Here is a 19,592-nt window from a genome sequence, read left to right on the forward strand (position 1 = left end):
ATCTTACAGACCCAGCGCGGCAACCGCGAGCTTTTCGGTTTCCCGAATGCCCTGCGCGCCGTCGATGCTCTTGAGCTTGCCCTGGGCCTCATAATAGCCCTTGAGCGGCTCGGTCTGCTCGCGATAGGTTTCCTGACGGCGCTTGACTACGTCCGGCTGGTCGTCGCTGCGGATAACCAGCTTATCGCCGCAGATATCACATACGCCTTCCACACGCGGCGGGTTGGCATCGATGTGGTAGGTTGCGCCGCAGCGCAGGCACACGCGGCGACCGGTCATACGCTTTGCAATCACCTCGTAGGGTACCTCGAGGGAGAGTGCGCAATCAATTTCGGCAATCTTGTCCAGCGCTTCCGCCTGCGGAATGGTGCGCGGAAAACCGTCGAGGATGAAGCCGCTCTTGCAGTCACGCTGCGCGATGCGCTCCTCGAGCAGGTTGATTACCAGCTCATCCGGCACAAGCTGGCCGGCATCCATGAAGCCCTTGGCCTTCTGGCCGAGGGGGGTATTGTTCTTGATTGCCTCACGCAGGATATTGCCAGTGGAGATGCTGGGAATGCCCATCTTCTCAATCAGATAGGATGCAAGCGTTCCCTTGCCGGCGCCCGGAGCGCCCAGTAAAATCAATTTCACTTTCTAATACGCCTCCAGCATTATTCCAAGAAGCCCTTGTGATGACGCATGAGCATCTGCGCCTCCATCTGCTTGACCGTATCAAGCGCAACGCCGACCACGATGATGACCGAGGTGCCGCCCAGCGCCACATTGGACAGCGTGGGAGAAATGGCACCGACAATCAGCGGCAGAATCGCAACGACTCCCAAGAAGAGCGCACCGACAAAGGTGACCTTGCCCAGCGCCTTGGTGATGAAGTCCGAAGTCGGCTTGCCCGGACGGAAGCCCGGAATAAAGCCGCCGTTCTTCTTGAGATTGTTGGCGATCTCGATCGGGTTGAACTGAATGGATGCGTAGAAATACGCAAACGCAAGGATCAACAGTGCATAAACCACGATATAGAATGGGTTAGACTGTGAGAACAGGTTCATGATATGATAGCCGACCGTACCCGACTGCGGCTGCCAGAACATCGAAATGGTCTGCGGCAGGGAGAGGATGGACGATGCGAAAATAATCGGCATAACGCCGGACGCATTGACCTTGATCGGCAGGTGGGTGGACTGGCCGCCGTACATCTTACGGCCAACCACACGCTTTGCGTACTGTACCGGAATGCGGCGCTCCGCATTGGACATGAACACAATGAACACCACGATGGCCAGACCGATGACAATCATCAGCACAGCCGACAGGATGCCCTGACCGCCCGTCTGCACGAGGTTCCACAGCGTGCGAACCAGAGACGGACCACGCGAAACGATACCGGCAAACAGGATAATCGAAATACCGTTGCCGATGCCGTTCTGGGTGATATGCTCGCCCAGCCACATGATCAGCGCGGTGCCCGCGGTGAAGGTCAGGATGATTGCAGCGCCGGCCAGTGCGCCCGTGTTGGACAGGAAGCCCTGGCTGCGCAGCAGCGCGTAGTAAGAGAAGCCCTGCAGAAGGCCCAGGATAACCGCCAGATAGCGGGTCCATGATGCAATCTTCTTGCGGCCTTCCTCGCCGCCGTCCTTAACCATGCGCTCGAGGGCGGGGATGGCAACGGTCAGCAGCTGCAGAATGATGGATGCGTTGATATACGGGGTGATCGACATGGCGAAAATCGTCGCCTGTGACAGACCGCCGCCGGTAAACATATCCAAATAGCCGAGCATCGAACCGCCGACAGCAGCCTGCTCAAAATACTGCGCCAGCAGCGTGGTGTTGATAAACGGAACGGGAATGCACGAGCCAAAGCGGAAGATCAGCAGAATAAACAGCGTGTACAGGATCTTCTTGCGCAGCTCGGGCATATGCCAAGCGTTTTTAAGGGTTTGAAACACCTTAAATCACCTCGGCCTTTCCGCCTGCGGCTTCGATCTTCTCCTTTGCGGACGCAGAGAACGCTGCGGCTTTCACCGTCAGCTTCTTTGTCAGCGTGCCGTTGCCAAGGATCTTGATGCCGTCGAGAGCATTCTTGACGATACCGGCCTCGCGCAGGGACTCTGCGGTGACCTCGGTGCCGTCCTCAAACTTCTCCAGAGCGGAAACATTGACCGGTGCGTAGGTGGTGCCGAAAATATTGTTGAAGCCGCGCTTGGGCAGACGACGAGCCAGAGGCATCTGGCCGCCTTCAAAGCCGGGGCGGACGCCGCCGCCCGAACGGGCCCACTGACCCTTGTGACCGCGGCCTGCGGTCTTGCCGTTACCGGAACCAGCGCCGCGGCCCTTGCGGTAAGCGGGCTTTGCAGAACCCGCGGCAGGCGATAATTCGTGAAGCTTCATGGGTTACGCCTCCTCTACAACTTCGAGCAGGTAACCGATCTGCTTTACCTTGCCGCGCGTCTGCGCGTTGTCCGGCTGAACGGTTACATCGTTAATCTTCTTAAGCCCCAAAGAATGAGCGGTCGCGATGTGCTTATCCAAGCGGCCGACCAGGCTCTTTTTCAGGGTAATCTTCATGTTAGCCATTGTGAGTTACCCCTTTCTTACAGTTCTTCTACGGCTTTGCCGCGAACAGCCGCTACCTGAGCAGCGTCGCGCAGGCTCTTGAGGCCTTCCATCGTTGCGGTTACAACGTTCTGCGGGTTGTTGGAGCGCAGGCACTTGGTACGGATGTCCTTGATGCCGGCAGCCTCAACGACTGCACGAACCGCGCCGCCGGCGATAACGCCGGTACCGGGAGCGGCGGGCTTGAGCAGAACGCGGCCCGCGCCGAACTCACCGATCACCTCATGCGGGATGGTGGTGCCCTTCAGCGAAATCTTAACGAGGTTCTTCTTGGCGTCCTCGATGCCCTTACGGATCGCATCCGGAACCTCGGAAGCCTTGCCGAGGCCGAAGCCGACCGTGCCCTTGCCGTCGCCAACAACGACCAGCGCCGCAAACTTGAAGATACGGCCGCCCTTAACGGTCTTGGCAACGCGGTTGAGCGCGACTACATTCTCGGAGAACTCGTCCTCGCGCTTATCGTTTCTGTTAAACTGAGCCATGTTTTACCTCCTCCCGACTTAAAACTGCAGGCCGCCCTCACGGGCGCCTTCCGCGAGTTCCTTCACGCGGCCGTGGTACAGATAACCGCCGCGGTCAAACACGACGTTTTCAATGCCCTTGGCCTTGCAGCGCTCGGCAACCAGCATGCCAACCTTCTTGGCTGCGTCCTTGTTGCCGCCGTACTCGGTGAAGTCCTTCTCGGCAGTCGAGGCGGATACGAGGGTAACGCCGGCCACATCGTCGATGACCTGTGCGTAGATATTCTTTGCGGAACGGTAAACGTCCAGACGCGGACGCTCGGTGGTGCCGCTGATCTTTGCGCGTACGCGCTTGTGGCGCTGCAGACGCGCCTTGTTGGAATCCTTCTTCGAAACCATTTAAATTCGCCTCTCCTTTCCTTACTTCTTCTTCGCGCCGGTCTTGCCTTCCTTGCGGCGGACATACTCGTCAGCGTAGCGAATTCCCTTGCCCTTGTAGGGTTCCGGCGGACGCTTCTCGCGGACTTCCGCTGCAAACTGGCCGACCTTCTGCTTGTCAGGACCGGAGATGATGATCGTGTTCGGATTCGGAACGTCGATCGTGATGCCGTCGATTTCGCTCATGGTAACCTGATGCGAGTAACCGAGGTTCATAACCAGATCCTTGCCCTGCTTCTGTACACGGTAACCAACACCCTGTACGCTCAGCTCCTTCTTGAAGCCGTCGGTCACGCCGACAACCATGTTGTTGACGAGCGAACGGGTCAGGCCGTGCAGGGCACGGTTTTCCTTGGCGTCGTTCGGACGGGTGACAAGGATTTCATTTCCCTCCACCGCTACCGTAATGTTCGGGTGGATTTCGCGGGTAAGGGTTGCCTTTGCGCCCTTGACCGTTACGACATGGCCGTCAACCTTGACCTCCACACCGGACGGGATGGCAATCGGCATTCTACCAATTCGAGACATATTTTATACCTCCCCTTACCATACGAATGCGAGGACTTCGCCGCCGACGTTCAGCTCGCGGGCCTTCTTGTCGGTCATGATGCCTCTCGAGGTGGAAATGATGGCAATACCAAGGCCGCGGAGCACCTTCGGAAGCTCCTGCGCACCGGCATACACACGCAGGCCGGGCTTGGAAACGCGCTTGAGGCCGGTGATGGCCTTCTGGCGGCCGTCCACATACTTGAGCGTGATGCGGATGATGCCCTGGGTGTTGCCCTCGACGGTCTCAAAGGACTTGATATAGCCCTCATCGAGCAGGATCTGGGCAATTGCCTTCTTCATTTTGGACGCGGGTACGTCCACGCTGGCATGACGAGCATTGCCGGCGTTGCGGATACGGGTCAGCATATCCGCGATAGGATCAGTGATCTGCATAAATGCTCTCCTTTTCAAGAAGTTTGGGGGTAGTGCAGCAATCGGAGCGGGGCTGGGTTGGGTCCCCTCTTGATTGACCTGTTTGCCTCCCACTTTTCTTTACACTGCCTGTGGCCCTTCCACGGACAGCGGCTGGGGGTTGGCTGTTTTATTGTTACAGCCGATAAGCCCGCAAGGGCGGGCTATCGATTAATTATAGCACGCTTTTTCGCGCATTGGCAAGCAACAAAATGACTATTTTTCAAAAATATTCGGCTTTCGTTCCCGTCAAAACGCAATAAAACGGTATTTGCCGACACACTTCGGCAGCATTTGCGAAAAGCGGGCGCCAGAGCGCCCGCTTTTTGTCGTTTTCAGTCGACGCAAGCCTTACCAGGAAGCCTTGCGAACGCCCGGGATCTGGCCCTTGTAAGCCAGCTCGCGGAAGCAGATACGGCAGATACCGAAATCACGCAGATAAGCGTGCGGACGGCCGCAGATCTTGCAGCGGTTGTAAGCGCGGGTAGAGAACTTCGGCTTCGCCTGCTGCTTGAGGATCATTGCCTTCTTAGCCATGTTGTTTCTCCTCCCTTACTTTGCAAACGGAGCGCCCATCAGCGTGAGCAGCTCTTTGGCTTCTTCGTCGGTTTGTGCGGTGGTGCAGATAACGATGTCCATACCACGGATCTTGTCGATCTGATCGTAGGAGATTTCCGGGAAAATCAGCTGCTCCTTCAGGCCGAGGGCGTAGTTGCCGCGGCCGTCGAACGCGTCGCCGTTGATGCCGCGGAAGTCGCGGACACGGGGAAGCGCTACGTTGAACAGACGATCGAGGAACTCCCACATGCGGTCGCGGCGCAGGGTAACCTTAACGCCAACCGGCATGCCCTCGCGGAGCTTGAAGTTCGCAACCGACTTGCGGGCGTGGGTGACAACCGGCTTCTGGCCGGTGATGGCTGCGATGTCGCGGACAACGGACTCGATCACCTTGGAGTTGCCGTTGGCTTCCTTGCCGCAGCCGACGTTAACGACGATCTTATCGATGGTCGGGATCTGCATCGTGCTCTTGTACTGGAACTTCTTCATCAGAGCAGGCGCAACATCCGCAGTATACTTGGCTTTCATATTCGGAACCATTTATTGCTTGCCTCCTCTTCTTAAAGCGTCTCGCCGCAGTGCTTGCACACCGTCAGCTTTGCACCGTTCTCAGCGAACTTGTGTGCGGGGCGGGTCGGCTTGTTGCACTTCGGGCAGACACGCATAACCTTGCACGCACGCAGCGCGCCCTCGCGCTCGATGATGCCGCCGGTTTCACCCTGACGGCGGGGCTTGGTGTGGCACTTAATCATGTTCACACCTTCGATAACAACCATACCCTTCTTCGGGTTTACGGACAGAACCTTGCCGCGCTTGCCCTTTTCCTTGCCGGAAAGAACGACTGCGGTGTCGCCCGTCTTAACATGCAGAGTATTCATATTCTTGGCGACCTCCTTACAGTACTTCCGGAGCAAGCGACAGGATCTTCATATAGTCCTTATCGCGCAGCTCGCGAGCGACAGGCCCAAAGATACGGGTGCCGCGGGGGTTTTTATCGTCACGGATGATGACGCCGGCGTTCTCGTCAAAGCGGATATAGCTGCCATCCGCGCGGCGCAGGCCCTTGACGGTGCGGACGATGACCGCCTTAACGACGTCGCCCTTCTTCACACCGCCGCCCGGGGTGCACTTGCGCACCGAGCAGACGACTACGTCACCGATGTTGCCGTACTTGCGTGCGGAGCCGCCGAGAACACGGATTACCTTCAGTTCCTTCGCGCCGCTGTTGTCAGCCGCACGCAGAAAAGTTTCCTGCTGAACCATGTGCTCTCCTCCTTACTTTGCCTTCTCGATGACTTCAACCAGTCTCCAGCGCTTATCCTTGGACAGCGGACGGGTCTCCATCACCTTCACCTTGTCGCCGATGCGGCACTCGTTGTTCTCGTCGTGCGCCTTCAGCTTGTAGGTGTGCGGAATAACCTTCTTATACAGAGGATGCGCTACGCGATCCTCAATTGCGACGACAATGGTCTTGTCCATCTTGTCGGAAACGACCTTGCCTACTCGCGTTTTGCGTAATGCTCTTTCGCTCAATTCGTTTCCCTCCCTTTACGCCTTCTCCGCGAGCTGCTTCTCACGGATTACGGTGTTGACACGCGCAATGTCGCGCTTGACCTCAGTGATCTTGTTGGTGTTGTCGAGCTGGTTGGTAGCGAGCTGAAGACGGAGGTTGAAGAGGTCCTTCTTCAGGTCGCCCAGCTTTGCAGCCAGTTCCTCGGCCGTCAGTTCTCTGATCTCAGATGCCTTCATCATGCTTCACCGCCATTCTTGGTCTCACGGGCAACGAACTTGGTCTTGCACGGCAGCTTGTGGCTGGCCAGACGCAGAGCCTCGCGGGCGACCTCTTCGGATACGCCGGCGATTTCAAACAGTACGCGGCCGGGCTTTACGACCGCTACCCAGTACTCGGGCGAGCCCTTACCGGAACCCATTCGGGTCTCGGCCGGCTTCTCGGTAATCGGCTTATCGGGGAAAATCTTGATCCAAACCTGACCGCCACGCTTGGTGTAACGGGTCATGGCGATACGAGCGGCCTCAATCTGGTTCGAGGTGATCCAGCAGGGCTCGGTAGCCTGCAGGCCGAAATCGCCGTTGGATACGAAGTTGCCGCGCATGGCCTTGCCCTTGAGGCGGCCACGATGCACGCGACGGTACTTAACTCTCTTGGGGAGCAGCATTAGCGGTTGCCTCCTTCCTGACGGGGTGCGCGACGCTCGCCATTGCCACGGTTGAAGTCGCGACGGCCGCCACGGCGGTCATCACGGCCACCGCGACGCTCGCGGCGCTCGAAAGCGGGCTTGGGAGCCTCGATGGAACGGCCCAGACGCGGACCGCCGTGGAGAACCTCACCCTTGTAGATCCAAACCTTAACGCCGATGCGGCCATAGGTGGTCGCGGCCTCGGCAAAGCCATAGTCGATATCCGCGCGCAGGGTCTGCAGCGGGATGGTGCCCTCATGATAGTGCTCGGTACGGGCGATTTCCGCGCCGCCCAGACGGCCGCTGCAGGAAACCTTGATGCCCTTGGCGCCCATGCGCATTGCACGGCCCATGGACTGCTTCATGGCACGACGGAAGCCGATGCGCTTCTCAAGCTGTGCGGCAATGTTCTCCGCAACCAGCGTTGCATTGGTGTCCGGGTTCTTGATCTCGATGATAGAGCAGCGAACCTTCTTGCCATACTTGCGGGTCAGCTCTTCCTCGAGCTTCTTGATGTCCTCGCCGCCGCGGCCGACAACCATGCCGGGACGCGCGCACTGGATCATGATCTTGATTTCGTCGTTCTTGCGCTCGATTTCGATTGCCGGAACGCCTGCGTCGTACAGACGCTTTTTCAGTTCCTTACGGATGTTGTAGTCTTCCACGAGGAGGTCGCCGAACACATTGTCCTTTGCGAACCAACGGGAATCCCAATTCTTGATAACGCCGACACGGAGACCGTTCGGATTTACTTTCTGGCCCATTGATTACCCTCCCTTATTCTCTCTCGCCAAGAACCAGCGTGATGTGCGAGGTTCTCTTGAGGATTCTGAATGCACGGCCCTGTGCACGCGGCATAACGCGCTTCATGATCGGGCCGGGACCGACGTGTACTTCCTTGACATACAGCTTATCGGTGTTCATGCCGTGGTTGTTCTCGGCATTGGCGACTGCGCTCTTGAGGAGCTTTTCCATCGGCTCGCAGGCCGCCTTGGGGGTATTCATGATAATAGCCATCGCTTCGCCCGCATCCTTGCCGCGGATCAGATCGCAGATCAGCTTGATCTTACGCGGGGTCATGCGCACGTTGCGTACGATTGCTCTTGCTTCCATGTTTCCTTAACTCCTCCTTACTTGCCGTTATTGGAGGTCTTGCTGCCCGCGTGACCCTTGTAGGTACGGGTGGGAGCAAACTCGCCCAGCTTGTGACCAACCATGTCCTCGGTGACATACACCGGAACATGCTTGCGGCCGTCGTGCACCGCGAAGGTGTGACCGACGAACTCCGGGAAGATCGTGGAAGCGCGGGACCAGGTCTTGAGAACCTTCTTCTCGCCCTTTTCGTTCATTTCAACGACTCTTTTGATAAGCTCAGGAGCCACAAAAGGGCCCTTCTTGACACTTCTGCCCATAATCGTTTAACTCCTTTCTTACTTGCCGTTGCGACGACGCACGATCTGCTTATCCGTGCGGTGATTCTTCTTACGGGTCTTGTAACCCATCGCCGGCTTGCCCCACGGGGTAACCGGGCTGGGACGACCGATCGGGCTCTTGCCTTCGCCGCCGCCGTGCGGGTGATCGCACGGGTTCATAACAGAACCGCGGACGGTCGGGCGGATACCCATATGACGGGTACGGCCGGCCTTACCGATCTGGACGTTGGAGTGGTCGGAGTTGCCGACAACACCGATGGTTGCCTTGCACTCCAGACGGACGTAACGCAACTCGCCGGAGGGCAGACGAACCATCGCCTTGCCGTTCTCCTTTGCCATCAGCTGTGCACCGACGCCTGCGGAACGAACCAGCTGCGCGCCCTTGCCGGGGTACAGCTCAATGTTGTGAATCATGGTACCAACCGGGATGTTCTCAACCGGCAGGCAGTTGCCCGGCTTGATGTCGGCATCCTTGGAGGATACGACCTTGTCGCCGATCTTGAGGCCTTCCGGCGCGAGGATATAAGCCTTGACGCCATCCTCATACTGAACCAGCGCGATGTTCGCGGAGCGGTTCGGGTCGTACTCGAGCGTCAGCACAGTTGCCGGCATATCCAGCTTCTGGCGCTTGAAGTCGATGATACGGTACTTTTTCTTGTTGCCGCCGCCAATGTGACGAACGGTGATGCGGCCGTAGCTGTTGCGGCCGGCGGTCTTCTTGACCTTTTCGAGAAGGCTCTTCTCGGGCTTCACCTTGGACAGACCCTTGTAGGAAAGCACAGTCATATTTCTGCGCGAGGGCGTCGTCGGGTTGAAAGTCTTGATAGCCATTTGGATTTTCAACTCCTTGATTCGTTATTATCGGGGTGGCTCCCCCATACATACGCGAACCGGGTTCGCGTCATTTCATCGCCCCGCAGGAGTATTGTTTTGAGCGGACTTAGCCCGTTCAAAACTCCACTGCTTCGGGACACGTGTCCCGAACCGCGTTTGCGTGCAAACGCGAGGGGGTTATCCGCAAAAGTTTCCATCAGGAACTTTTGCGGTATCTAAGGGGGACTGGTCCCCCTTAGAAGATCTTACATCATGTTCTCAAAAAGCTCGATGCCCTTGGAGTCCGGGGTCAGGGTAACAATCGCCTTCTTGATGTCGGGGCGCTTGCCAACGTGGACGCCCATGCGCTTCCACTTGCCCGGCAGCTTGATGGTGTTGACCTTCTGCACCTTTACGCCGAAGATCTCTTCCACAGCCTTCTTGATCTCGATTTTGCCGGCGTCAGCGGCAACTTCAAAGGTGTACTTGTTGTTCTGGGAACCCATCATGGAACGCTCGGTGATGACCGGCTTCTTGATAATATCGTAAGCGAACTTCATTATGCGTACACCTCCTGCAGCTTCTCAACCGCCGCCTTGTCGATGATGAACTTGTCGGCGTTGAGGACTTCGTAAACATTGAGGGTAGACGCGATCGTCGTGCGCACGCCCGGGATGTTGGCGGCGGACTTGACGACGTTCGTGCGAACCTCGGGGGTAACAACCAGGCTCTTGCCGGTAGCTTCCACAGACTTGAGGAAGCCGACGAAGGTCTTGGTCTTGATTTCGCTCATATCCAGACCGTCGATGACAATGATTTCGCCGGCAGCCGCCTTCGCGCTCAGCGCGGACAGCATCGCCAGACGGCGGGTCTTCTTGGTCAGGGAGTAATTGTAAGAACGGGGCTTCGGGCCGAGGGCAATACCGCCGTGGGTCCACTGCGGAGAACGAATCGAACCCTGACGGGCACGGCCGGTGCCCTTCTGACGCCACGGCTTGATGCCGCCGCCACGGACCTCAGCGCGGGTCAGCGTGGACTGGGTGCCCTGACGCTGATTTGCCAGATAGTTCTTTACTGCGGCGTGAACCACAGCCATGTTGGGCTCGATGCCGAAAACGGCCTCGTTCAGCTCCATCTCGCCGGTCTTCTTACCGGTCATATCAAAAACTGCTACTGTAGGCATGAGTTGCTCCTCCTTCCCTTACTTTCTCGCGGAAGCCTTCTGCGGGTTCTTGCTGACGCCAGCCTCGCCCTTGGCAACCTTGTTATTCTTGACGGTGTTCTTCAGCACCACGATGCCGCCCTTCGGGCCCGGAACCGCGCCGCAAACGGCGATGAGGTTGAGCTCCGGATCCACCTTGACCACGTCGAGGTTCTGAACCGTAACCTGCTCAGCGCCCATATGGCCCGGCATCATTTTGCCCTTCATGATCTTGGAGGGGTCAGAGCACGCGCCCATGGAGCCCTGATGACGGTGCATCGGGCCGGCGCCGTGGCTCATCGGGGAACGGCCCGCGTTGAAGCGCTTGATAACGCCCGCGTAGCCCTTACCCTTGGAGGTGCCGGTCACGTCGACATAGTCGCCTGCGACGAACATGTCGGCCTTGACCACATCGCCAAGCTGGAAGGTGGAGCAGTCCGCAAAGCGGAACTCCTTGAGGTACTTCTTAAGGGAGTCGCCAGCCTTTTTCAGGTGGCCCTTCTCCGGCTTGTTGAGCTTGCGCTCCTTGATGTCCTCAAAACCGAACTGAACCGCATTGTAGCCGTCCTTTTCCTCGGTCTTGAGCTGGGTGACAACGCAAGGGCCTGCCTCGATAACGGTGCAGGGGATCACCTTGCCGTCAGCATTGAAGATCTGGGTCATGCCGACCTTCTTGCCGATGATTGCTTTCTGCAGCATAGTGTTTTTCCTCCTTAAAGGTTATTGGTTGACGGCATTTGGCCGCCAACATGACCTCGCCGCGCGTGTCGCGGCAGGGCTTCAAGCAGCCGGTTGGGTTAGTCCGTCTGCCTGTTGACAGAAATTAGAGTTTCACCTCGAACTCGACGCCAGCCGGCAGGTCGAGGGTGGTCAGCGCCTCGATGGTGGCCTGATTCGGGTTAATAATGTCGATCAGGCGCTTGTGGGTGCGGCGCTCGAACTGCTCGCGGGAATCCTTGTACTTGTGTACCGCGCGCAGGATGGTGACAATCTGCTTCTCGGTCGGCAGCGGGATCGGGCCGGAAACCTTTGCGCCGTTGCGCTTTGCGGTCTCGATGATCTTCTCCGCGCTCTGGTCGATCAGCTCGTGGTCATACGCCTTGAGGCGAATGCGAATCTTCTGTGCGTTTGCCATGGTGGTTTTTCCTCCTCGTATGTGTGCCATACATTAAATAATGTTTTGACTCGCTACGGAGAGAAACTGCAACCCCGCCGTGTGTATCACGCGCGGGCATGAAAATAACCGGGCACACTGATAGTGTAACGATCCGGTCACAATAAGAAACACAAGTGGTTCGGACTATCGGCTTTACGGCGCACGCGCCGCGAGTCCCGAATTTACGCGCGAACATTGCATTTTTGCCAAAAGGCAAGCAGCCTTTGGCTGATAGCAGTTATCTCAACCGCCCGATTGTCGGACCTACTCCGCCGAAGTTACCTGCGCATGGCAGCAATCTCCGGCATCATCGCGTTTCACCCGCTTTCGCAGGTGCCTTTATAGATTACTACAAGCATTTCCCAAAGTCAAGCGTTTACACAAATTTTTTGCAATTTTTTTGTGAAACCCTCCGAAAATTCCGCGGTGCAGAAAAGCGGTTCGGAAGCGATGCCTTCCAAACCGCCTTTATCTGCGTGTTTACGATACTGTTTGAACAATCAGCAGCCACGAAGTCGCCTTGCTGTCGATGGTCAAGCCTACGTTCTCGTATGCCGAAACCGTAAAGCCGGCATCCTCGAACCGCGCGAGCGTGTCCTGCAAAGTAGACATGGTGTTATCCAGCAAAAACCACGAAATCCCATCTATTGTGGCAACCAATTGCCCATTGATATCCGGTATCTCTTTTCCACCGCCGGCAAAATAGCAATGCGCCACACTGGTACCGCTCAGCGAACCGGGCAGTTTGAGTACCGGCTGCGCTTCAGCCAGCGCGATATTCTCCCGCGGCTCGACTTGCTCCGCGCCATCGCCCGCTGCATTCTTTGTATTCGGCTGAAGTTCATCCCAAGCCTCGCCGTCGGCTGGCGCGGCCGGTACACTCCCGCCTGTCGCCCGTTCCAGCGCGCTTTCCGCGCTGTCGTTCGGTACGGAAGCATCGCTCTCCGGCACGCTGTTGCGCGGCTGCACGGCCTGACCACCCTCAGGTGGCACAGCCTGTGCGCCTGCGTTTTGCTGACTGCCTGCTGTCAGTCCTGCGTCCTCCGCGGCGTCCGCCACCGACTGACCGGCCGCCGCATCGGCGGCTGCGACCCCGTCCGATCCCGCGGACGTATTGGTGTTGCCGGTGCTGTCCACCGTACTGAACGCAGGCATCAGCCCGCCGCCGAGCACCACCAGCACCACAACGGCAGCGGCCGCCACCATTGTGAACACCGGCATGCGGCGCGCCGGCTTTTCCGGCTGCACCACGCGCAGCTTGGTTTCCTGCTCCAGCCGCTGCATGATGCCCTCGTGCAGACCTTCGGGCAGCTCGGTCTCTTCGGTAAGCCATGCCCGCATCTGCTCCAAATCCTGTTTCAGCGCGGCGCACGAGGGGCACTCCGCCAGATGCTCTTCCAGCTTTTCCCGCTCGGAATCGGTCAATGTGCCGTCCAGACTGTTGGACACCAACTGCTCAAAATATTCTTCATCGCTCATGCGTCCCCGCCTCCTTTCGATAGGTTAGACGCGACAGACAGAAAAAGGTTCCCTCTGCGCAGCAAAACCTTGCGCAGCGCAATGCGTGCGCGCGAGAGCCGGGACTTGACCGTGCCTTCGCTGATCTCCAGCACCTCCGCGATCTCGGTATAGCTCATGCCGGACACATCGCGCAGCAGTATAATGCGGCGATGCTCCTCGCTGATTTCCTCCAAAGCCGCCGCCAGTTCGCGCCCCAACTCGCGGTTTTCCAGATGCTCCTCGGGTGTCGGTGCGGGATCCGGCATCGGACGCTCATTTTCCTCCTCGTCCACAATGGACTGCGTTTGCGGCTGGGTATGCTTGTGACGGGCAAAATCCACACACATATTCATCGTGATGCGAAACAGCCAGGTGGAAAAGCCGCTGTCCCCGCGGAAAGACTCGATTGACCGCCAGGCACGCAGAAATACCTCCTGCACAATGTCGGCGGCATCCTCCGGACTGCCGGACGAGCGCAGCGCAACCGCGTATACCCGCTTCTCATACCGGCGCACCAGCTCTTCAAAGGCATCCAGCTCACCGCGCTTGGCCCGCGCCAGAATATGCTTTTCGTCCACAGCTTCCGCCTCCTTCTGATGTCAAATATCCTTCAGCAACCGGCAGCGCGCTTCATCTCCTCGGCCAAAGGATAAAGCTGCTCGAGCCGTTCGAGTGCACAGATACGCATTTTGAATGTCTTCAGACCGCTCTGGCCCTTGAGATACCAGTTAACATGGCGGCGCGCCTCCAGCATCGCCACACGCTCACCCTTTTGCTCTGCCGCCAGTTCGATTTGCCGGACTGCCGTGTCAATCCGCTCGGCGAAGGGCGGCAGCGGCGGGCATACGCCGGTCTCCAGCAGCGCGTTTGCCCGTTCGAATATCCACGGGTCGCCCAACGCCCCGCGCCCAATCATCACCGCGTCCGCGCCGGTATGCTCCAAGATGCGCGCCACGTCCTCCGGCACGGCCACGTCGCCGTTTGCAATCACCGGAATGGATACTGCCTGCTTGACCGCGCGGATTGCGTCCCAGTCCGCGATACCGCTGTACTGCTGCGCGCGCGTGCGGCCATGCAGCGCAACTGCCGCCGCACCAGCCTGCTCGGCCATGCGCGCAAATGCCACAAAGTTGACGCTTTTCTCATCCCAGCCCTTGCGGAATTTGACCGTCACCGGCACATCCACCGCACGGCTGACCGCCTCAATCACCCGCGCGGCAAGCGCCGGGTCGCGCATGAGCGCTGAGCCGTCGCCGTTATTGACAATCTTGGGCGCAGGACACCCCATATTGATGTCAATGATGTCGCAGCCGGACACCGCACGCGCAATCTTTGCGCCTTCCGCCATGGTTTCCGGCTCGTGGCCGAAAATCTGCGCCGCTGCGGGATGCTCGTTTTCCGCCAGCGCCAGCAGACCCGGCGTTTTTTTATCCCCATAGGTCAGCGCCTTGGCAGAGACCATTTCGGTCACCGTCAGCGCCGCGCCGTGCTCGCGGCAAATCTGCCGAAAGGCACGGTCGGTCACGCCGGCCATCGGCGCGAGCACCATCCGTCCGGCAAGCGTTACGTTCCCGATTTGCATCAATCTCCCCCTCTGCGCATAATTTAACGCTGTATATTGTAACATACAGCCCTACTGATTGCAACTTGCAAAGTGGTGACAAAATCACATCGCGCCCGAAACGCGAAAAGCTCCCTTACGGGAGCTTTTTATAACACCATGGTCAATATTTTTTCACTGAAGAAATAGCCAAACGAAATCAGCACGGTGTTCCACGCCGCAATGCCGAGCGCCGACCAGCCGACAAACCACTTGACCGGCATGCGGATCAGTCCCGCCGGGATGGATACAATCGTGCGCAGAACCGGAATAATGCGGCACAGCGCCAGTCCGCGACCATGCTGCGCATCGATATACGCATGGCAGCGTGTGACAAACGAGCGGAATTTTTCGCTTTTGCCGAACAGCTTTTCCATAATGGGCTCACCGCCCCAATAGCACAGACCGTAGATCACCAGACTGCCCAGCACGCCGAACACCACGCTCAGTACAAGCGTCAGCACGAGCGACAGCTCACTCTGCGCAATCAGCACGCCGATAGACGGCATGATCACGCCCGCCGGAAAGCCCGGCAGATTCATATATTCGCAGAAAATCACCGCACAGACCAGAATCAAGCCATACTGGTGAAACAACTGAAAAAATAATTCGGCGGTCATACGCCAAGCCACCTCTACCGTTTTCAGACTGCGCCCGGTTTGGCGCGTCTTACTGTTTGCCTTTAGTATAACAAGCCCACCGCGACAAAACAAGGGCGCGCGCCCGCAATTTGCAATCTGTTCACAAAAAGGGGCCGCTTATACAGCGACCCCCTTTGTTATCCTTGCAGTTACGCCGGCTCAAACTCGTCCTTGCCGACTGCGCACAGCGGGCAAAGCCAATCCTCCGGCAGGTTTTCAAACGCCGTTCCGGGCGCGACACCGTTATCCGGATCTCCTTGCGCAGGATCATAAATATAACCGCAAACCTTGCATACATACTGGCTCATTTGGCTATCTCCTTTTATTATGAATATTTGATATTAATATACCGTATTTATCATTTAATTTCTATCGGAATACTATACAATATTGTCGCGGCTTTTTCGCTCTTTTTCAGACGAGCAGCCAAAGCACAGCCCAAATCCCGCTTGCCGCCACCGCGCCGAGCGCAAATGCAATCGCCGGACGCAGCCATGACGAGCGCCTGTGGGAGCCGCGCCCCACCAGATAGCGGTTTGCAATGCGGCAGGCCTCGCGCACCGCATCGCTGCGCGGCACGGTGCAGTCCCGCACCAGAAAAATCGCCTGCTCAAATACCCCGTGCTCATCCGGCCGCACCACCACCACACGACGGCTGATTCCTTTTACCATAGCAAATCCCTCCCTTTTGCAGCAAGTATTGCCAAAAAGGGAGGGATTTAATCATCCCATTTTTTCAACGCGCATCACCAGCGCCGTGCGGTCGTCATCATGCCCGCGGCCCACCGCGCCCGTGACCAAACGCATCGCCAGCTCCTTGGGACTGTCCTCCGCATGCGCAAGTAGGGTCTCCCGCACCCAGCCGTCATCCATGCCGTCCGAAATACCGTCGGACAGCAGAATACACAGGTCGCCGTCTCCAAAACGCAGCGGCACCGGCGCACCCAGTGCGTCCTCCTCGGCCAAGCCGATGGGCAGCGCCTTGCTGGTCAGCATCTTCCACTGGCCGCCCATGCGCAGGTAGGAGGGCGCTGCGCCGCACTTGAGGCTTTCCGCCTGTCCTGTAAACAGGTCAAGCGTAAGCGCGTCGAGCGTGGTAAACCGCGTCCCGTCTGAGCGCAGCCGCAGCGCGGGAGACACCGCTTTCAGCGCATCCGCGATCGTGATGCCCGCGCGCAGGAAACGCTCGAGCGAGGTAATCAGCATGCGGCTGTCCTGCTGCGCAGCCGTGCCCGACCCCATGCCGTCGGACAGCAGCAGGCAGGCAATGCCCGCATCGGTCAGGAAGTAACAGCCGCTGTCGCCGGAGACCGCGGATTCCTCCTTCTGCTGTCGGCCGATGCCGACAATCGCGCGAAAAGGCGCGCGCTCACGCATTTCCACATGCGGACCAAGCTCGTCCTCCACCCGTTTGGGGGCAGTCAGCGTCACACCGAGCAACGCGCTCAGCCCCGCGGAAAAGCCCTCGCCCTGCCGCAGCACATCCTCGATGCCCTCGCCATACAGCTCGATTGCCAGCCGGCCTTGCGCGTCCCGCACCGCGCACACGCGGTCAATCCAGCCGAACGCCGCCGCATACCGCCGAATCTGCCGCTCCATCATGGGCTGGGCTGTCAAATCCTGCGTCGCCTCCGCGCCCAGTTGACGAAGAATATCCGTAATGCCCGCATATTGGCGCGCAAGCAGGCTCTGGTTTTCCTCCTGCTGTCGCCGAAGGCTTTGGCGCTCGCGCAGCGCAAACAACGCGCTGTTGATAGCGCGCATCAGCTCGGGCAGATGCACGCAGCGCGAGGCAAAGTGATAGGGAAAGTCGGAAAGTTCCGCCCGTCCGCGTTTGAGCATGGGCTGAGTCACATCGTTGAGCGCGGCCAGCGTCGTCACATAGTCGCGCTGCCAGCACTGGGAGCACAGCACACAGTTTTTGCACACCCGGTCGCTCGCGCGGTCGAACACCGCGCGCACATTCTGGTCGCCCGCTGCCTTGCCCTCGCTAATGCCGTTCAGCATCGCCAGATACAGCTCGTAAAACGCCTGCGCCGCTTCGGTGGCGCACTTGCTCGCCGTCTGCCGCACCGTGCGGTGCGCCGCCTCGCCCATGAGCGTGTCGGGCAGAAAGCTGTGGCGCATCGCATCCCATACCAGCGGCGGCATGACGGCGAACCCCGCTACCGCACAGATGAGTTCGAGAATCATCGGCACAAACAGCACATGCTCCACGCCCAGCATCGCCGCACACAGTCCGGAGCCCAGCGCGCACAGCGCAAACCAGCCGCGTCCGCTGTCCCGGAACAGACCCGCGACCAGCGCGCACAAGCCGTAACAGCAGGTAAACAGCGCGCCGTAGCCGCAGGCGATATCCATCGCGGCGCCCAGCGCCACGCCGGTCGCCGCGCCGGGCGCCGCCCCGCCGAGATAGGCTGCCGCAAGCGTCAGCAGGAGCGCTGCCACACGGGCAGGCGAGAGCAGAGCAAACAGGCTCAAATCGGACAGCGACAGCAGCACAGTGGCCACCAGCACCAGCAGCGTCGCCGGTCGCCGCCAGTCATTTTCGTCCCGCGGCGGCGAGAGGGCCGCGCCATAGACGCGGCATGCCCCGAGCGTCAGCAGCTGCACGGCGGCAAACGGGAGCAGCGCCGAAAGGGTAAGCGCCGCGCCCGACGGCAGAAACACGAAGGTACACGCCGCCCCTGAAAGCGCCGCTACGACCGGCGCAAACCACGCCGTGCGCACGATGCGCAGACCTGCGCACACGCTCATCACGCACAGAACCAGCAGCACCGCCGCAATGTACACGCCGCTTTTCATCCCGCCGCCCAGCAGCATCAGCCCGCAGACTACGCCGCCAACCGCACTCAGTCCCGCGCCGCGTGCCATCAGCGCCGCCGCCATCGCAAGCCCGAACGGCGCATAGCCGCCAAACACCGTGCCTCGTGCGAGCACCGCGCACAAAATAAACCGCTGCACACCGGTGATTAAGATGTGCAGATGCTCTTCGTTCCACAGCCGCGCCAGCCATGCCGCCGCGCGGCCCAGCACAAGCGGCGCAGCCCGCTTTGTTTTTTGCTTGTCCATTTTCGCTCTGCCTCCCTTGTTTTCCCAGTATAGCCCAAAGAATTTGCGGGCTTTGCCGGAAAATAAGGGCGGGAATAGAGCTTTTACAGTTTTTCTATGCGTCGCCTCGGTTATGACAAAAAACACGGCGGGTGACCGCATGCACCCGCCGTATTCCCGTATCCATTTCCATTACATTGTCTCCGCGGCGCGGCAATGGTCGGCGAAAATATCGCCGACGGCATCCATCTCGCCGAGCCCGCGCAGATGGGTTTCGACCGTATAGTCCTCGCCCTCCAGACGGCTCTTCCAGCTATCCTCTTCTTCACCGGCAAGGTCGTTGTGCGTATGGTCGCCCGCCACAATCATCAGCGGCGCAAGGTGCACATGCGTGACCTCGTGCGCGTCCAGCCGCGCGAGCACATAATCGAGATGTGGAAAGCCCTCGACCGTGCCGACATACACCCGCTCGGCGCGGTGATACCGGAAGCAGTTCTCGACCAGCGCGTACGCGGCGTTTGCCGGATGCTCGGTGCCGTGCCCCATGAACACATAGGCTTCATCCTGCGCAAGCCGCGGCATTTCGGCCAAAAGCGACCGTGTCAGCCGCAGGTAATCCTCGGTATCCCACAAAAGCGGCCTGCCGATGAGCAGCCGCGCAAACCGACCGCGATACGGGCGCAGCTGCGCCAGCAGCTTTTCGTATTCCTGCCCGAAGATAACATGCAGGCTCTGGCAGCGCACCTCCTCATACCCTTGCTCTGCCAGCCGCTCCATCAGCTCCTCCGGCGCAGGGATGTACACACCCTCCTCCCGCTCGATTTTGCGAGCGACCATGCGCGAGGTAAAGGCGCGGAAAAAGTCATACTCCGGGAACGCCTTGTGCAGCCGCTGCTCGATTTTCTCGATTGCGCTCCGCGCCTGCGGCATGCTGGTGCCAAAGCTGACCACCATCAGCGCTTTTTTTCCCAT

31 protein-coding genes are annotated in these 19,592 nt (G+C 58.9%); all 31 read right to left on the reverse strand.

Annotation, left to right across the window (positions count from 1 at the left end; translation table 11 throughout):
- Window positions 1–3 precede the first annotated feature (3 nt).
- Window positions 4–633 (reverse strand): adenylate kinase, encoded by a 630-nt coding sequence (locus tag ACTQ3V_RS04425; RefSeq protein ID WP_441466450.1) that lies wholly within the window; start codon window positions 631–633, stop codon window positions 4–6.
- 20 nt (window positions 634–653) lie between these two features.
- On the reverse strand, window positions 654–1,943 hold the full coding sequence (secY, locus tag ACTQ3V_RS04430) for a preprotein translocase subunit SecY (protein ID WP_441466451.1): 1,290 nt from the start codon (window positions 1,941–1,943) through the stop codon (window positions 654–656).
- Window position 1,944: 1 nt separating this feature from the next.
- Window positions 1,945–2,385 (reverse strand): 50S ribosomal protein L15, encoded by a 441-nt coding sequence (gene rplO, locus ACTQ3V_RS04435; RefSeq protein WP_441466452.1) that lies wholly within the window; start codon window positions 2,383–2,385, stop codon window positions 1,945–1,947.
- Window positions 2,386–2,388: 3 nt separating this feature from the next.
- The gene (gene rpmD / locus ACTQ3V_RS04440; RefSeq protein WP_031472218.1) at window positions 2,389–2,571 is read right to left on the reverse strand and encodes a 50S ribosomal protein L30; all 183 of its coding nucleotides are present in this window, start codon (window positions 2,569–2,571) and stop codon (window positions 2,389–2,391) included.
- Window positions 2,572–2,588: 17 nt separating this feature from the next.
- Window positions 2,589–3,092 carry a 30S ribosomal protein S5 gene (gene rpsE, locus ACTQ3V_RS04445; RefSeq protein ID WP_054326956.1) on the reverse strand — a complete coding sequence of 168 codons (504 nt, stop codon included), beginning with the start codon at window positions 3,090–3,092 and terminating at the stop codon, window positions 2,589–2,591.
- 18 nt (window positions 3,093–3,110) lie between these two features.
- A complete protein-coding gene (rplR, locus tag ACTQ3V_RS04450; RefSeq protein ID WP_441466453.1) occupies window positions 3,111–3,470 on the reverse strand; it encodes a 50S ribosomal protein L18 in 360 nt (119 codons plus the stop codon).
- A 21-nt stretch (window positions 3,471–3,491) separates the two neighbouring features.
- Window positions 3,492–4,037, reverse strand: coding sequence for a 50S ribosomal protein L6 (gene rplF, locus ACTQ3V_RS04455; protein ID WP_441466454.1), 546 nt, complete (start codon window positions 4,035–4,037; stop codon window positions 3,492–3,494).
- 15 nt (window positions 4,038–4,052) lie between these two features.
- Window positions 4,053–4,451 (reverse strand): 30S ribosomal protein S8, encoded by a 399-nt coding sequence (rpsH, locus tag ACTQ3V_RS04460; protein ID WP_373164377.1) that lies wholly within the window; start codon window positions 4,449–4,451, stop codon window positions 4,053–4,055.
- Window positions 4,452–4,820: 369 nt separating this feature from the next.
- Complete coding sequence (locus ACTQ3V_RS04465) at window positions 4,821–5,006, reverse strand: type Z 30S ribosomal protein S14 (RefSeq protein WP_125115726.1); 186 nt, start codon at window positions 5,004–5,006, stop codon at window positions 4,821–4,823.
- Between the two features lie 15 nt (window positions 5,007–5,021).
- Window positions 5,022–5,567 (reverse strand): 50S ribosomal protein L5, encoded by a 546-nt coding sequence (rplE, locus tag ACTQ3V_RS04470; protein ID WP_373164375.1) that lies wholly within the window; start codon window positions 5,565–5,567, stop codon window positions 5,022–5,024.
- 20 nt (window positions 5,568–5,587) lie between these two features.
- The gene (gene rplX / locus ACTQ3V_RS04475; RefSeq protein WP_302666247.1) at window positions 5,588–5,905 is read right to left on the reverse strand and encodes a 50S ribosomal protein L24; all 318 of its coding nucleotides are present in this window, start codon (window positions 5,903–5,905) and stop codon (window positions 5,588–5,590) included.
- A 16-nt stretch (window positions 5,906–5,921) separates the two neighbouring features.
- On the reverse strand, window positions 5,922–6,290 hold the full coding sequence (gene rplN / locus ACTQ3V_RS04480) for a 50S ribosomal protein L14 (RefSeq protein WP_054326962.1): 369 nt from the start codon (window positions 6,288–6,290) through the stop codon (window positions 5,922–5,924).
- A 12-nt stretch (window positions 6,291–6,302) separates the two neighbouring features.
- A complete protein-coding gene (rpsQ, locus tag ACTQ3V_RS04485) occupies window positions 6,303–6,560 on the reverse strand; it encodes a 30S ribosomal protein S17 (RefSeq protein ID WP_031475647.1) in 258 nt (85 codons plus the stop codon).
- Window positions 6,561–6,575: 15 nt separating this feature from the next.
- A complete protein-coding gene (gene rpmC, locus ACTQ3V_RS04490) occupies window positions 6,576–6,776 on the reverse strand; it encodes a 50S ribosomal protein L29 (protein WP_054326964.1) in 201 nt (66 codons plus the stop codon).
- On the reverse strand, window positions 6,776–7,204 hold the full coding sequence (gene rplP, locus ACTQ3V_RS04495; protein WP_441466455.1) for a 50S ribosomal protein L16: 429 nt from the start codon (window positions 7,202–7,204) through the stop codon (window positions 6,776–6,778). Before rplP ends, rpmC begins: the two co-directional genes overlap by 1 nt.
- The gene (gene rpsC / locus ACTQ3V_RS04500; RefSeq protein ID WP_441466456.1) at window positions 7,204–7,989 is read right to left on the reverse strand and encodes a 30S ribosomal protein S3; all 786 of its coding nucleotides are present in this window, start codon (window positions 7,987–7,989) and stop codon (window positions 7,204–7,206) included. Before rpsC ends, rplP begins: the two co-directional genes overlap by 1 nt.
- Before the next feature lie 13 nt (window positions 7,990–8,002).
- Window positions 8,003–8,338 carry a 50S ribosomal protein L22 gene (gene rplV / locus ACTQ3V_RS04505; protein WP_125115721.1) on the reverse strand — a complete coding sequence of 112 codons (336 nt, stop codon included), beginning with the start codon at window positions 8,336–8,338 and terminating at the stop codon, window positions 8,003–8,005.
- Between the two features lie 17 nt (window positions 8,339–8,355).
- On the reverse strand, window positions 8,356–8,637 hold the full coding sequence (rpsS, locus tag ACTQ3V_RS04510) for a 30S ribosomal protein S19 (RefSeq protein ID WP_054326968.1): 282 nt from the start codon (window positions 8,635–8,637) through the stop codon (window positions 8,356–8,358).
- Between the two features lie 18 nt (window positions 8,638–8,655).
- Window positions 8,656–9,489, reverse strand: a complete 834-nt coding sequence (rplB, locus tag ACTQ3V_RS04515) for a 50S ribosomal protein L2 (RefSeq protein WP_373164372.1) — start codon at window positions 9,487–9,489, stop codon at window positions 8,656–8,658.
- 248 nt (window positions 9,490–9,737) lie between these two features.
- The gene (rplW, locus tag ACTQ3V_RS04520) at window positions 9,738–10,031 is read right to left on the reverse strand and encodes a 50S ribosomal protein L23 (RefSeq protein ID WP_373164371.1); all 294 of its coding nucleotides are present in this window, start codon (window positions 10,029–10,031) and stop codon (window positions 9,738–9,740) included.
- The gene (gene rplD / locus ACTQ3V_RS04525) at window positions 10,031–10,654 is read right to left on the reverse strand and encodes a 50S ribosomal protein L4 (RefSeq protein WP_441466457.1); all 624 of its coding nucleotides are present in this window, start codon (window positions 10,652–10,654) and stop codon (window positions 10,031–10,033) included. The genes rplW and rplD overlap by 1 nt, the downstream gene beginning before the upstream one ends.
- A gap of 18 nt (window positions 10,655–10,672) precedes the next feature.
- Window positions 10,673–11,368: a 50S ribosomal protein L3 gene (gene rplC, locus ACTQ3V_RS04530; RefSeq protein ID WP_373164609.1), complete on the reverse strand. Its 696-nt coding sequence runs from the start codon at window positions 11,366–11,368 to the stop codon at window positions 10,673–10,675.
- 127 nt (window positions 11,369–11,495) lie between these two features.
- Entirely contained in the window at window positions 11,496–11,807 is a 312-nt protein-coding gene (gene rpsJ, locus ACTQ3V_RS04535; protein ID WP_054326972.1) for a 30S ribosomal protein S10, read from the reverse strand.
- Between the two features lie 501 nt (window positions 11,808–12,308).
- Entirely contained in the window at window positions 12,309–13,307 is a 999-nt protein-coding gene (locus ACTQ3V_RS04540) for an anti-sigma factor family protein (protein ID WP_441466458.1), read from the reverse strand.
- Window positions 13,304–13,906: an RNA polymerase sigma factor gene (locus tag ACTQ3V_RS04545; RefSeq protein WP_441466459.1), complete on the reverse strand. Its 603-nt coding sequence runs from the start codon at window positions 13,904–13,906 to the stop codon at window positions 13,304–13,306. The genes ACTQ3V_RS04540 and ACTQ3V_RS04545 overlap by 4 nt, the downstream gene beginning before the upstream one ends.
- Before the next feature lie 32 nt (window positions 13,907–13,938).
- Window positions 13,939–14,910, reverse strand: coding sequence for a tRNA dihydrouridine synthase DusB (gene dusB / locus ACTQ3V_RS04550; RefSeq protein ID WP_441466460.1), 972 nt, complete (start codon window positions 14,908–14,910; stop codon window positions 13,939–13,941).
- Window positions 14,911–15,038: 128 nt separating this feature from the next.
- On the reverse strand, window positions 15,039–15,548 hold the full coding sequence (locus ACTQ3V_RS04555) for a DedA family protein (protein WP_441466461.1): 510 nt from the start codon (window positions 15,546–15,548) through the stop codon (window positions 15,039–15,041).
- Window positions 15,549–15,718: 170 nt separating this feature from the next.
- Complete coding sequence (gene rd, locus ACTQ3V_RS04560; protein ID WP_441466462.1) at window positions 15,719–15,877, reverse strand: rubredoxin; 159 nt, start codon at window positions 15,875–15,877, stop codon at window positions 15,719–15,721.
- A gap of 106 nt (window positions 15,878–15,983) precedes the next feature.
- Complete coding sequence (locus tag ACTQ3V_RS04565) at window positions 15,984–16,241, reverse strand: hypothetical protein (protein ID WP_441466463.1); 258 nt, start codon at window positions 16,239–16,241, stop codon at window positions 15,984–15,986.
- Window positions 16,242–16,292: 51 nt separating this feature from the next.
- Window positions 16,293–18,641 carry a SpoIIE family protein phosphatase gene (locus tag ACTQ3V_RS04570; protein WP_441466464.1) on the reverse strand — a complete coding sequence of 783 codons (2,349 nt, stop codon included), beginning with the start codon at window positions 18,639–18,641 and terminating at the stop codon, window positions 16,293–16,295.
- Between the two features lie 171 nt (window positions 18,642–18,812).
- Window positions 18,813–19,592, reverse strand: coding sequence for a sirohydrochlorin cobaltochelatase (locus ACTQ3V_RS04575; protein WP_441466465.1), 780 nt, complete (start codon window positions 19,590–19,592; stop codon window positions 18,813–18,815).

The organism is Candidatus Agathobaculum pullicola (assembly GCF_052117205.1).
Classification (GTDB): domain Bacteria; phylum Bacillota; class Clostridia; order Oscillospirales; family Butyricicoccaceae; genus Agathobaculum; species Agathobaculum pullicola.